Origin of the sequence: Mangrovibacillus sp. Mu-81, from assembly GCF_036867415.1 — a bacterium.
In the GTDB taxonomy this organism is placed as follows: Bacteria; Bacillota; Bacilli; order Bacillales; family Bacillaceae_B; genus Rossellomorea.
The window spans coordinates 170,211-184,004 of the sequence record NZ_JBAJHU010000001.1; the positions used below are offsets into that span (position 1 = coordinate 170,211).

Below are 13,794 nucleotides of genomic sequence, written 5' to 3' on the forward strand. Positions count from 1 at the left end.
ACAAGATGCAAGACTATATTCAATTCCCCAAAAATATCAATCAATTATCTGAATTACATAGCAGTAATCTAGAAGATCTGCGAAATAATAGCCATGTTGTAGTTAATAGAATCTCGTTAGATTACTTAAGAAATTTGTATGGGCAGGATCGTAACCGCTTTCTAAGTGTGAAGGATGAATTGTCACTGCGCGGCTTTAAATTCCATACGGAAAAACCTAATAGTCTTTTACCTAATTATTCCCCTAAGATGTCAAGCTATATAGTAGCGGAGAGTCATTCTGAACGGTATCAGCAAGTGGATTTCAGCTTGTTTGGCTTATCGGGTTTTATTCAGCGATTTCAAGTAGACAACGATCTGTTTTTTCACAAGATTCCTTTAAGAGGCTTTAAGCTGTTAAACGCTAATTTGGATGTGTCTTCTCTTGAAACAGAGTTTAAGAAAGCTGGATTTGATATAGATAGCCTGGATGGAAACAGGTCTTCCCAGACAGCAGAAATTCCAGCTGCCTCAGTAAGTGAAGATAAAACAAGTGAAGGTAAAGCTATTGAAGAAGATGCAGTTCTCTTCAAGATCGAACAATTCTTTCTTCATACGCCTATTCATATAGTCTTTCACTCGAAAAAGTTTAACTCATTCCTGAACTTCTGCGAGCTTAAAGGGTTGAAAAAGCTGATCGATCTTACGGGTGAAGCAATAAAGGAGTTTGAGGATTCCTATAAGAAAAAAACGGATTATGTTCAAGAAGTGAAAGAAATGGTGAGCGAGATTACCCTTTCCAGTTTAATAGAGCTTCGCGAGAAATTTCCAAGCATCCATTTACAATCAGACAGCAGTCTTGCCAATGAAGCAGGAGCCCTTCGTGTAGAGGGTGTTTTTGCTGAAACTAAATATAAACGGTTTTTGAGTTTTTGTCACACTGAATCGATTCTGACTATAGGTGAAATTAAACAATCTCATATTCACTCCTTCTCCGGTGCATCTGGTGTTGGATTTAAAAAAGTACGGGATGTCTTTGATGGTCTTCAGGCCATCATTCAAAAGAACACGTATGGAGAAACTTTTTCGGAAAATCTGGATTCTGAACGATCCATTTCGATTGTGTTTAAAGAAAATAAATTCAATACCTTTCGCCGTTTCTGCTATAAAAACGACATTCAAACTATTGAGGGCATTACGAATGAGCAGCTCGATGCATACGCCGTGGAAAAAGGTGTTGGGGCCGGAAGGGTTGAAATTGTAAAAGAAAAATTACAGGAATACAATGCTCTGCCTTCACAGCCTGAAGTTTTTGCAGGCTTGGGCTATGAGATCACAGATTTATTCGCTGATTCCAAGATGGTGGCATTCCGTAATTTCTGTGAGAGAAAAGGGATTAAGAGAATGAATGAGTTAACGGCTGAGCAATTAGAAGAATTCTCTAAAACACCGGGCGTAGGGAAAAAGAAGTTTGAAGATATTAAAGAAATCCTTACTAAGAACCTATGGGGGAAAGAAATCCCTAAAGTGATTGAGTTTAAGGATTGTGAATTATACGAAGAGTTTAAGGAATACAGAGTAAAGAACCTTATCGATGTATTTCAGATTGAAGGGAATCAAACAGACAGCCTTCTCACGCTCGAAGAAATTGATGGGATGGAAATAAATGAATTAGAGAATCACTTTGATGCAGGAGTGATCTTTGCATTAAACAAAAAGTTAAAGATGGCAAAGCATCCTTCATCTGTAGTGGGAGGATTACAAACCGGATTAAAAGGTAATCAATACAGGATACTGCAGCTGAGGTACGGTGACAAGCTTACACTTGAAGCAACAGGAGAGCACTTTAATGTGACTCGGGAAAGGATTCGTCAAATTGCCAAGAAAGCTCTTAATAAAGTACATTGGCAGCTTGGTCATTATTATTTCTATAAAGTTACGTCCTTGCTATCTTCATCTCACTCATTTATCACAGCAAAAGAGCTTTTGAGTCTGATTGGAGAAGAAAATAAATTCTTAGTCGAGATTCTAAAAGAGAGTACAGCGAAATTAACGTATTATGAAAAGTTGGATGCTTTTTTCTTTTCAATTGAGAAGAAGATAGACTTTTCGAAAATGGATCAGTTTATTGAGGATCTCCCTAATGTCATTCACTTGAGTGAGTATGAAGCAGCCTTAGAAGAGCTTCTGGAGTCTTTAGGAGTCGAACAGCCAGAACAGCCTTTAATCCAATCGCTTCTTAAGAATTATGGGTACAGGTCATACGGAGAATATTACTCAAGTGGAAGAATGAGCCTGATTGAGGTATTAGAGACGATTTACAGAGACTTCCTTTCAGGTCCGCTTCTGATTGATGAAGAGGGATATGAAACCATTCAGAAGCTTGCGAAGAGACATTTGAATTATGATATCACAGGTACAGTAAGATCAATTGAAGCCCGTTTAAGAGATTCTGATAAAGTCATACTGGTAGAAAGCAATACATTCCAGTGGTTTGATGAAGAATCATTTGATCACTCGCTTATTCAGGAAATCGAGGAGTATTTAGAGGAACGATTTGAAGACACGGATGTTGTAAATATCGGGGAAGTATTCAACGAATTAAAAGATCGAATAGAGCACCTCGGGATAAATACAAAGCAGCATCTATATTCGATTGTTCGATACTACTTGGATGAAAAGGTCGATATCGGAAAAGGCAATACTTTAAATATCTTTAAGAGCGATGCAAATAAATTAAGTATTGAAGAAAGTCTGCTGAAGGTACTAGAAGAGGTTGGCGGCTTCTCAGATAAAAGTGTATTGAAAGAAAAGCTTCGCTGGCAGCAGTATAAAGTAGATCTGGGGATTTCCGGTTCAAACAAAATTGTGACCTGGGGAAAAAATAAAGTCATCTTATTTGAAAAAATTGGACTCACCAGCACCGAAATAGAGCTTCTTATTTTGACTGCCGAGAAAAAGCTGTCCTTAGACGGTTATGTGACTGCAGGATCTCTTCTAAATGACTTTAAGTTTAATCCGAAGCTGGCCCCTTTGATAAGTAAAAAGGGTATAGATGATATCGGAAAGCTGGCATCAGTCATGAAAATACTAATACCTGAGCTTAGAGGATTCATGAACTTCTTGTACCTGGAAGGAAGTAAGTTTACTAGTTTTGAAGAAGTCATGATTGACCGCTTCGATGGAGAAACAACTAGAAAAGAACTGCAGGATTTTGCTGTAAGTAATGGATATAAAGAGGTCATGGCATCAAACTTATTAAAGAAGCTGCTTGATCAAAAAATGTTTGTCGAGGTTGACCTTGGTAAACTATATCCCGCATCAAAACTGGAGGTTTCCGAAGCAGTCGTTTCAGAGCTGGTACAATTCGTAGAAGAAGCGAGGAATGGAAAAGAATATATTTCGCTGCACTCTTTAACGGGGTATAAACGCAGGCTGCCTCACATAGGATTCAGATGGAATCCTTTCCTGATGAAAACCATTCTAGTAGAAAATGGATATCGTCACATTACGAAGATTATTAGTGACTATCGATACGATAAAATTGTTGTGGTTAAAGAAGAAAGCAGCATCCGTTCATTCGAAGAGTTGGTTCACTTTGTACTTAAACATGAGTACTCAGGTAATATGCACGAACGAAGTGTATATGATTTCTTAGTTGAAAAGGGGATCTTCAGAGAACAGGACAGTCCTTCAAGCAAAGTGCTGCCTCATGAACTGAAGAGTGTCGATAATCTAGTGAATGTTGATGAACTTGGAATTGTTTCACTAAGGCAGGGGTTATAGTATGTCTCTATATAATTTAGATTTGAAGTATAAGTATCGCTCAGATAACGATAAGATTCACCGGGATTTCTATGATAAATGTTTGAGTGAGTCCATTCATTATGATCGTGCGGTAGGTTACTTTACGAGTGGCAGTTTGAGCGTAATTGCTAAAGGCTTGGAAGAATTTATCGAAAGAGACGGCAGGATTAGAATGATTGCTAATCCCTATTTAACGGTAGAGGATGTTGAGGCGATCCGCCTGGGCTACAAAGCGAAGGGTGATGTCATCGCCCAAGCTCTTATGCGTCAAATTGAAATGAGCGAAGAAACAATTAGGGACGATGCCTTAAATACATTAGCTTGGTTGATCTACCAAGAAAAACTGGATATAAAAATTGCTTTCACGAAGAATAACAGTTTATATCATGAGAAATTCGGGATTTTCTACGATCAGTCCGGCAATCGGGTAGCCTTCTCAGGGTCTGCGAATGAAACAGTCGGCGGTATTCAAAATAATTTTGAAAAAATAGATGTATTCTGGCGTGAAAATGATCAGGAACGAATCGACGATATGCAATGTGATTTTGAGAATCTTTGGACGGATAATACCAATGGTCTGTCTATTATGGATATACCAAACATTGTAAAGGACAAAATTAGTGGTTATAAAAAGGAGGGGAAGAAAATAAATACTCCTGTTAATGTCATTAAACCCCGTCCATATCAACAGGAAGCGATTGATGCAGTCGTACAGAATAATTGGCATGGAATTCTTGAGATGGCGACCGGGACCGGTAAAACCATTACGAGTCTGCTTATATCCAATGAATTCTATAAGCAAAAAGGACGTATATTTCTGGTTATCATCGTTCCGTTCACTCATCTTGTAGGACAATGGGAGAAAAATTGTCAAGAGATGAACTATAAAAACTTCACCCATTGTTTTGGAAATAAGAAGTCCTGGGTGAATAAGCTGCAAACGGATGTAAGAGATTTTAATTTAGGATTAATTAAACAGCATGTGGTTATTACTACTTACCGAACAGCTGCATCTTCAGAGTTTAATAGCTTAATGGCGAAAGTCAGAGGAAAAAGTTTTCTTATAGCCGATGAATGCCATTATTTCGGAGTGAAAAGTCTGAGAGATAATAAATTAGGTAATCTCGAAGCGAAGATTGGGCTATCCGCTACACCCGAACGCTGGTGGGATGAAGAAGGAACCCGCTTTATCGAAGAATTCTTTGGTCCGCCTGTGTATGAGTATGATATGAAACAGGCCATCGAGAATGGGGCACTTACCGAATATATTTATTATCCTTTCATTGTAGGCTTGACAGATGAGGAGATAGAAAGCTATGAAAAGCTTACCAAGAGGCTGATTCATTTGTACAGCGATGAAAAAGCAAACAAGGATGAAATCAGCGAAGTAAACCGTAAGCGGAGTCTTCTTATTAGTAAAGCAGAAAATAAGAAGGAAGCCCTCTTTACCATGTTTGAGCAAAAGGATCGTGATGAAGTTTCGCATACTCTTGTGTATTGCGCACCTGGAGAAGTAGACGTGATAACGGGCAAGCTTGCTCAATTGGGGTACAGAGTCCACCGGTTTGACTCAAAGGTTCCACTCGAGGAAAGAACAAAGATATTAGAATCGTTTGATCTGGGAGCGATTCAAATCTTGGTGGCCATTAAATGTCTGGATGAGGGCGTCGACGTACCGAGTACGAAGACTGCTTACTTTCTGGCCAGTACGTCAAATCCGCGGGAGTTTGTCCAGCGGAGAGGTAGAATACTGAGAAAGTATCCGAATAAAAACCTGGCAACAATCTATGATTTTATTGTTCTGCCGGATAACTCGACTGAGCAAATGTATAAGTCGGTAGCTTCAAAGGAACTGCCAAGGTTTGCTGAGTTTTCAAGATTTGCTATCAATAATTTTAACGCAAGAGAAGTGGTTGGACGTGAGCTTCGAAAGTACTCGTTGGAATACTTAATGGATAAATTGCCATTGGAAGTATATAGAGAGTTTAAGAAAATGGAGGTATTTGAATGAAAATCAACAATGATTTAAACCGTAAAATAGAAGAATTCCCCCGGGACCTCTCCTATCTGGCAAAGCTGATAATGAGTGAACTTGAATCAGGTACAAAATCAAATTCCCAGATAGAAGCTCTAATTCGTGATGAGATCAGGGAGATTGTATTGGAGGATGAAGAATGAAACTGCTTGAAATAGAATTAAAGAATTTTAGACAATTTTATGGAAACCAGAAGATCGAGTTTTCCCATGGAGATAAAAATATCACGATTATCTTCGGTGAAAATGGGAAAGGGAAAACAGGAATCTTCCGGGCTCTTATGTTTGGCCTTTATGGAAGCACCCATATTCAGCAGGATAACCCGCGTGAGAGAATTCATTTAGTCAACTTTCTGGCATTAGAAGAGAATGCGAATATGCCAGTGGAGGCAAGTGTAAGAGTAGTATTTGAATCTTTCAGCAAGAAATATGAGCTCGAAAGAAACGTAATGGGGCTTAAATCTGGAGAATCCATCGATGAACGTATTCAAGATGTAACGTTGAATATTATAGACGAAACAGGGAATTACAGTGCTGATGCTATCACAGATCCAGCAGAAGTATCCAGAATTATGAACGGAATCTTGGATGAAAGTATTAAAGACTTCTTCCTGTTTGATGCCGAGAAAATTGAAACATTGGCAAAGAGTGATACGAAAGTAAGAGAAGAAGTTAAGAAAGGGATTGTAAAGCTTCTTCAAATCGATAAGCTGGAAAGTGCTATTGGTATTCTGAAAAAACTTCAAAGCTCGGAAAAGAAAAGAGTGCTGGATGGATCTCAGAGTCTTGATTTAAACAGGAAACAAAATGAAATTGATGACTTGAAAAAAGAAATTGAAGCGGCAGAAGAGAAAATCGGTTTTAAAGAAAGCAACAAAGTTTCCTGTGCGAGTGAGATTGAAGATATCGAGAACAGACTTGCTGAGAATGAAGACGTAAGAAAAATTCAAGAAAAGCATGCAGCAGCAGTGGAGAAAAAGAATATCCAGGTCCGCTTGGCGAAAAGTAAAAAGGATGAAATAAAAACTGAGTTGGTCACAAATGGGTACAATTTGACCATGAAGGACAACTACCCTTCTGTTAAGACATATCTTGATCAGATCCTAGTTGATCAAAAGGATCTTATTCCCATTGAGGTGATTGAAAAATCCCTGCGTGAAAATAAGTGTGCATGCTGTAATAATGACCTAAGTAAGCATGTGGAAAATTTACAGCATATTGAACAACTGAAAAACAGCTTTAAGCGTTCCGAGTTAACTCCGCTAATTTCCCTTATAACATCTGGACTTCATGATTTCACACTAGAAGAAGAGGACATCATGAATGCAATGAACCGTAAACTGGCGGAGTTCAGAGAAATCAAAGAAGGGATCGAATCTATCAACAAGCAGCTCCAGCAATATGAGGCTGAAATTGCTGACAAGGCACAAGAGCAGGAAAACTTGAAGCAGCTTGAAGCCACACTAAAAGGTAAAAAGAATATGCTTCATGAGCTTGGGGTAGAAATTGAAAGCTTAAAAAACCAAGTGGTGCAGAAAGATAAAGATCTTCAGACTAAAGAGAAAGAATTCTCTAGACTTCTTCGTGAAAATGAAAGTCTGCGAATTGACTCTAAAGTGCTTCAATACATTGATGACCTGAAGGAAGAATTCGCCAAAGTATTTAATGAGTACAGCGATGAAATGAGACATAAGCTGACTACTGAAACGACAGCCATCTTCAAAGAACTGATTGACCGCAAAGATAAAGAGCTCATTAATCGAATCGACATCAATGAGAAATATGAAATCAAAGTTCTGGGATGGGATGGTGTCGATATTACACAAGACATTTCTCAAGGCCAGCGGCAAGTGGTAGCTCTATCGTTTATTACATCACTTGCAAAAGTAGCTGCAGGCGGATCATCGGATATTAACTTCCCGCTATTTATGGATACCCCATTTGGTAGAATCAGTGGTAATAACCGAGATCATCTGATTGACCACATACCAGGGTTAACTTCCCAATGGATCCTGCTGCTAACTGATACAGAGCTGTCAAAAACAGAAGAAATGAGATTTAAGTCAACAAATAAACTAGGCAAGTGGTATAAGCTTGATCAGCTGAAAACAGGCTATTCAAAGATTGTGCCAATGAATACAAATGAAGCAATGGCAACAAGGGGGTAAATCATGGATTTCTTAATGGACCAAGCTTTATTATATACAAGCAAGAAATACGAAGAGGTTTATATACTTTTCAAAGAGAAATACGATATTAAGTATCAGGAACTATTTCTCATTTGTGCCAGCGTGGGCTTTAAAAAGAATAAAGAAGTCAAATTCAGCGGCCATGGAAGAGAGTTTCGTACGAACTACTTAACAACGAAACAAAAAGCAGCAGCCTATTCTATTATTCTGAGTGACTTGGAGATTGGCAGAAATATAGAGACATTTGAAAATAGTGAATTCCGATTGAAAGCAAGGAAGAAGCTGGAGGCATATGCTGAAGGCGGCATGGAGATTCTAATTGAAGAAGTATTTGGCCATCGCTGGGACGGCAACCGCCTTGATACGACTTATGGGGAGTATGAGGTTGATGTTTTGAGTTATATTTATGGGGATGCGATTGAGGTTCCTTTTTAATTGTTACGGAGAGTGCTTTTTTGAGCACTCTTTTTTCATATGGACGAACTATATCCCAGAATAAAAATGTGCGATTTGTGGCTGTGTCAATGTATCTTATCAAGATTATTATGAATTTGAACCCATTAACAAAATTTGTTAGGGTTCTTTTTTATACTAACATCTAGCCAGGTTTCATTCTAAACCATCTACTGGTAAAATCAGGTTTATAAACTATCTAACTAACAAAAATCAAAGGGGTGCCTTCCATGACCAATCAAGAAATCGAACGTCAACTTTTAAAAGATTCATACATAGATATTTCATTCAAACGCTACCTGCAATTTAAGAATAATTCCCTTTACGAAGAGTCTTATAAAGAAGAGATCCTTTCCCGTTTAAATGATTTCATGAAGAAGCAGGATATCAATGAATTTACGGTGGTGGATATTTTCAGGAAGCTACAGAAGGAAAATCCGACTGCTGGCAGCTTTGTTCATTGGAGCAATACGGCTGATTTGGTGAAGTATGCTGAGGATCAGTCTCAGGAGGTGGCTAATCTACTGAATGAATTGATTTATTCTTCCGCTCCAGTGGAAGAGAGGATTGAAGCTTTCCGGGATAGGGGGAAGGCGTTCAATCCTAGTATTTCATTGGGGGCACCTCTTTTCGGATATATCTTGGCGGCCGTTGATTATACGAAATATCCCCTTTACAAGCAGGAAGTCTATATGGACTTGAAGCGTTCTTACGGGATTGATCTGAAGCTTTCGAGTGTGGGGGCAAATTATCAGACCTATTTACAATTGTGTGAAGATGCTCTTACGCATTTGCAGGAGAGTTACGATGATCTGACGGTTCTTGATATTCAGGATTTCTTCTTTTGCAGTACTCAATATGATCAAATAAAGGTGGAAAGTGCAGTTGATTATTTATATGGCATCGCGAGTGAACTGTATCGTTTCAAGCTGGAGCCTCAATTAATGCTCGAATCCCTTGGAAAGCTGGATTCGGAGAGCCTTCAAGCATTAAAAAGGCAATATAAGAATTCTGAGAAGGTTAATCTGATCAAGTCCAAGGTCATTGACAGGATAATCGAGTTTGGTTTGGTGACGATTGAAGAGCTTGAAGAAATCAAAAATGAAGTGAAAGTGAAATACGAAACGAACATCCTGAATTCATGGAATAATTTCACGATCTTATTTCAGCTTTATTATGCCGACAAGAAAGCGAAGGTTCAGGAGGAGCAGCGGAAGATTCACGAGGCGATTCGAAATATGGAAGAGCTGAAGGAATTTGATTTTGTGGAAGATAAAGTGCTAAACGGCTTTAACTGGAATCAGAATTTCGGCTGCTCAGAGTGCTGGCTGGCAGTTTATGAAAAAGGGCATATCAGTCATAAGACAGCTCCTCAATTGTTTGTATCGGTAGAAGACGTCGGAGTGAAATATGGCATGCTATATGGATCTGAGCACGCAGAAAAACTGAAGGGGGAATTTCTAGAAGAAACAGATGTATCAGTGTTTACCTATGATGCTCTCCACAAGAAATTAGTGAGCGTCATCGAGTCATTTAGAGATTTGGAGAGTGATGAAGTTAAGGAAGAGACGAACTCTTACTTATCGTCACCAGACAAAATCTCTACTGAGAAGTGGATTGAACTTTTACAGAATGAGGCTGTGTTTGGAGAGAACGACCTCGTCTATCTTTATAAGATGTATGAGCTTGGAGGAGAGGCTACGGCTTCTCAATTGGCTGCTGCGCTTGGGAAGCATCATTCTTCATTCAACGCCCCGGTTGTTAATTTGGCGAAGCGAGTGACTGAAGCAACGGGGATAGAGGTCCCAGTAAGAGATGAGGGTACTGAATGCTATTGGTGCGTGGTTTTTGACGGGGAATATGAAGAAAATAACCATTTCATCTGGCGATTAAAACCGAATTTAAAAGAAGCGATCGTGATTACACATGAGCATCCTGAGGAGGAGCTGGAGAGCTATTCAAAAGAGGACTTCCTTAAAGAAGTATTCATAGATGAAAACCAATACAACAAAGTCACCAGCCTTCTGCGTTACAAGAAAAATATCATTCTGCAGGGACCTCCGGGAGTAGGGAAGACCTTTGTGTCTAAGCGTTTGGCTTACTCACTTATGGGAGTGAAGGATACTTCCCGGATCGAGATGGTTCAGTTCCACCAAAATTATGCTTACGAAGATTTTGTGATGGGCTTCAGGCCGGATAAGCATGGCTTTTCCCTTCAGTTTGGGGTTTTCTATGATTTCTGCCAGCGGGCACTGGAAAATCCGGGTGAAGACTATTATTTCATTATCGATGAAATCAACCGTGGAAATCTTTCAAAGGTGTTCGGCGAGCTATTCATGCTGATTGAGCGTGACAAACGGGATGAGTATGTCACGATGGGTTATTCGAAAAAAAAGTTCACTGTGCCGTCCAATGTGTATTTGATCGGTACGATGAATACGGCCGACCGTTCACTGGCGCAGCTGGAAGTTGCCCTTCGCAGGCGTTTTGCCTTTATTACGCTTGAGCCGGCATTTAATGAAAAGTGGTACAAGGCGGTTCAGGAGACAGGGGTATCCGCAGACATGATGCAGCGAATCACGAATTCAGTCACAAAGATCAATGATGAAATTGTGAATGATTTTCAACTTGGTGCGGGGTATGCAATCGGTCATTCCTTCTTTGCAGGTAAGCCTGAAGAAATGGATGAAGAAGCTTGGTATCAAGGGGTTCTCATGTTTGAAATCCAGCCCCTGTTGGAAGAGTACTTTTTTGACCGGCCGGACATTGTCACCTCTCTCGTAGAAGGTCTGTAAGATGGACCTGATGTTCAAAGTACCAATCCGCAATCTATTCTGCCTCTTAAGCTATGTCAATGACATGCCTGAGCTGATTGAAAGTCTGAATGAAGTCGATGAAGATCTGATTACCTATGACTTCATCGTCAATCAATTCATCAGGGAAGTGGAATGGCTTCACAGGCGGGGATTCACCAAGGACTATGTCGAGAAGCAGGAAGTGACCAACCGGCTGGGTGGAAGGATGATGATTAACGAATCCATTCCATATCTAGTGGGAAAAAAGCCGATGCTTGTTTGTGAAAAGGATGAGTATTCACTTGATATCATACTGAACCAAGTAATGAAATCAACGCTGCAGGCAATCTGCGTGAATCGTTATGTGAAAAAAGAGACGCGGAAGAAGAGTTTCATGCAATTGGATTATCTCCATGAGGTTGGGGAGATCCAGCTGACGAAGAAGGTTTTTTCCCAGATTTATTTTGGAAGACATAATGTACATTACAAACGGATGGTTCATCTTGCTAAAATGCTATTCGAGCTTAGTTTGCTGTCTCATACGCAAGGCAAGTGGAGTTTGTTTTCAGCGGAACTTGATGAAAAAGCCTTGAATGGGATCTTTGAAAAGTTCCTGTTTTATTTTTATCGGATTGAACAGAAGGACTATCGAGTTTCATCAGAAGTATTAAAGTGGGGGCTTCAAGGAAACTCTGCCTTCTTGCCGCAGATGAAGACGGATGTATCTCTCAGTCATAAAAACGGACTGGAGAAAATCATCATTGATGCAAAGTTTTATAAAAATGTATTTCAGGAGAATTTCGGGAAATCCACTTTCCACAGTCATAATATGTATCAGCTGTTTACCTATTTGATGCACCAGAAAAAGGAGCTTTATTTAAGGGGGATATTGATCTACCCAACGAACGGAACGGATGTTGATGAGAGGTATCAGTGGAGTGAGAATGTCTGGATGGAAGTGATGACGGTGGATTTGGATGGTTCTTGGAAGGAGATTTATGGGAGGTTGATCGGTGTGGTCCAGGGTGAGGATTCAAATGAAATTGAGCAGATTCAAGCAAGAATTGATGAAATCTTCAAAGGGATAGAGATCCGTCCCGATTATTCGACTGAGGTCATTCTTATCAAGGAGTATGAGTGGAATGGGAAGATGGACGATTTTAGGGTTCAGTATTTTATAGGAAGTACGAAATATGTGTTTCATTATCCTGAAAGGGTAAGCCCAGAGCTGGCTGTTGATGAAATCAGCGAAGATCCCTTGGAGCAGTTGGAGAACGAAGTCATGTATGTGAAAAGAATGATGGCGAGAGGGATTGGGGCGAAGGAGTATTATCCGCTGACGGAGGTTGTGAGGTAAGAGTGCCGGAGCCGAAAGTATAAAGGAGTCCCTTTTTTACAGTGCCGTATGGAAATGAGGAGGAAAAAGTTTTTGGGGAATATCCATAAGTGTATAGCTACACCCGTTCTGTTCGGAGAAGCGTTGGCCGTCAGTGCGTATGTTGGAGTGCTTTGTTCAATATGAGTATGGGGTTAATAGCATGTTTAAATCATTGAAAGCACAACTCATTTTATCTCTCCTGGTAGCCGGGGCCTTTATTTATCAAGCTCTTTCTTATGTGGAGTTCACCGGGGAGTTCCGGTTCAATCAGGTGCTTATTTATTTGGTAATAGTTGTGTCAGTGTTTAATGTGGGGCTGATCACGCAGAGATATGTTGAGGCAAAGAAGAATAGGTAGGTTGTTTTTTGTAAACGGGGAAGGTTGTTGTGCTTCCGGTACAAGATAAGCAAGATTTCCTTCCACTTTTTGCATCCCGGTTTAAACACGTTAGTATGCTAAGGAGAGGCACTATATTATTTCAGGTGAATTGGTTGGAAGTGGACCAACGCAGTAAAATATAGTAAATACAAATAAATTATTCAGGGGTGAATAAATAATGGCTAAATTACCAATAAAACCAATAGTAGATACTGCAAAAACACATGGTCCAAAAGTGGGGAAGTTCGTAAAAGATAACTGGAAAGAGATTTCACAAGGTGCAGCTTTAGTAGGTACTCTTGGGAAAAAAGTAAATGACTTCAGAGAAAATAAGAAAGAACCCAAACAGTATGATGCTAAGATACATTATCGAAAGAATCGTTATATAAAATATATAAATGAAATATTACCAGAGTTAGAAAATAAAAAACGACATGAGCTTTTCCAAGCTAGAATAGAAGTAGAACAATTTATTCAACAAATTAAAAATGAAGAGAATAAGGAATTAGTTGTGAAGAAGCCTCTACACTCCAAGCGAATAAAGGATTGGAATGAGATACTGATTCAAATAAATGACAAAATAAAAACTAAAGATTATCAAGAATACTTAATGATTTATAACACTACCAATTACCATAGTGTATATTTTGAAGGTTTTGAAGGGCAAGTAGGAAAGTTTAAAAATCTAATAGATAGCTCAAATATTGATGAGATCTATAATTTTCTTTTTGAGACCACAAAGAGAAGTAAAGAAGAGGTAAGAAGAGATTTTCCATTGTAA

Annotated in this window: 9 protein-coding genes; all 9 read left to right on the plus strand. The window is 39.2% G+C overall.

All coding sequences use genetic code 11. The features are described from left to right. Window positions 1–5 precede the first annotated feature (5 nt). The 9 genes from V6B33_RS00800 (at window position 6) to V6B33_RS00840 (ending at window position 13,794) form a co-directional block, all read left to right on the plus strand. The gene (locus tag V6B33_RS00800; RefSeq protein WP_334215839.1) at window positions 6–3,764 is read left to right on the plus strand and encodes a sigma factor-like helix-turn-helix DNA-binding protein; all 3,759 of its coding nucleotides are present in this window, start codon (window positions 6–8) and stop codon (window positions 3,762–3,764) included. A 1-nt stretch (window position 3,765) separates the two neighbouring features. Next, the gene (locus tag V6B33_RS00805) at window positions 3,766–5,796 is read left to right on the plus strand and encodes a DEAD/DEAH box helicase family protein (RefSeq protein WP_334215840.1); all 2,031 of its coding nucleotides are present in this window, start codon (window positions 3,766–3,768) and stop codon (window positions 5,794–5,796) included. Next, a complete protein-coding gene (locus V6B33_RS00810) occupies window positions 5,793–5,963 on the plus strand; it encodes a hypothetical protein (protein ID WP_334215841.1) in 171 nt (56 codons plus the stop codon). Before V6B33_RS00805 ends, V6B33_RS00810 begins: the two co-directional genes overlap by 4 nt. Further along, window positions 5,960–7,987, plus strand: coding sequence for an AAA family ATPase (locus tag V6B33_RS00815; RefSeq protein WP_334215842.1), 2,028 nt, complete (start codon window positions 5,960–5,962; stop codon window positions 7,985–7,987). The genes V6B33_RS00810 and V6B33_RS00815 overlap by 4 nt, the downstream gene beginning before the upstream one ends. A gap of 3 nt (window positions 7,988–7,990) precedes the next feature. Further along, window positions 7,991–8,443 carry a hypothetical protein gene (locus V6B33_RS00820; RefSeq protein ID WP_334215843.1) on the plus strand — a complete coding sequence of 151 codons (453 nt, stop codon included), beginning with the start codon at window positions 7,991–7,993 and terminating at the stop codon, window positions 8,441–8,443. A gap of 248 nt (window positions 8,444–8,691) precedes the next feature. Continuing rightward, window positions 8,692–11,256 carry an AAA family ATPase gene (locus V6B33_RS00825; RefSeq protein WP_334215844.1) on the plus strand — a complete coding sequence of 855 codons (2,565 nt, stop codon included), beginning with the start codon at window positions 8,692–8,694 and terminating at the stop codon, window positions 11,254–11,256. 1 nt (window position 11,257) lies between these two features. Next, on the plus strand, window positions 11,258–12,613 hold the full coding sequence (locus V6B33_RS00830) for a 5-methylcytosine restriction system specificity protein McrC (protein ID WP_334215845.1): 1,356 nt from the start codon (window positions 11,258–11,260) through the stop codon (window positions 12,611–12,613). A 181-nt stretch (window positions 12,614–12,794) separates the two neighbouring features. Then, window positions 12,795–12,992 (plus strand): hypothetical protein, encoded by a 198-nt coding sequence (locus V6B33_RS00835; RefSeq protein WP_334215846.1) that lies wholly within the window; start codon window positions 12,795–12,797, stop codon window positions 12,990–12,992. A 199-nt stretch (window positions 12,993–13,191) separates the two neighbouring features. After that, window positions 13,192–13,794: a hypothetical protein gene (locus V6B33_RS00840; protein WP_334215847.1), complete on the plus strand. Its 603-nt coding sequence runs from the start codon at window positions 13,192–13,194 to the stop codon at window positions 13,792–13,794.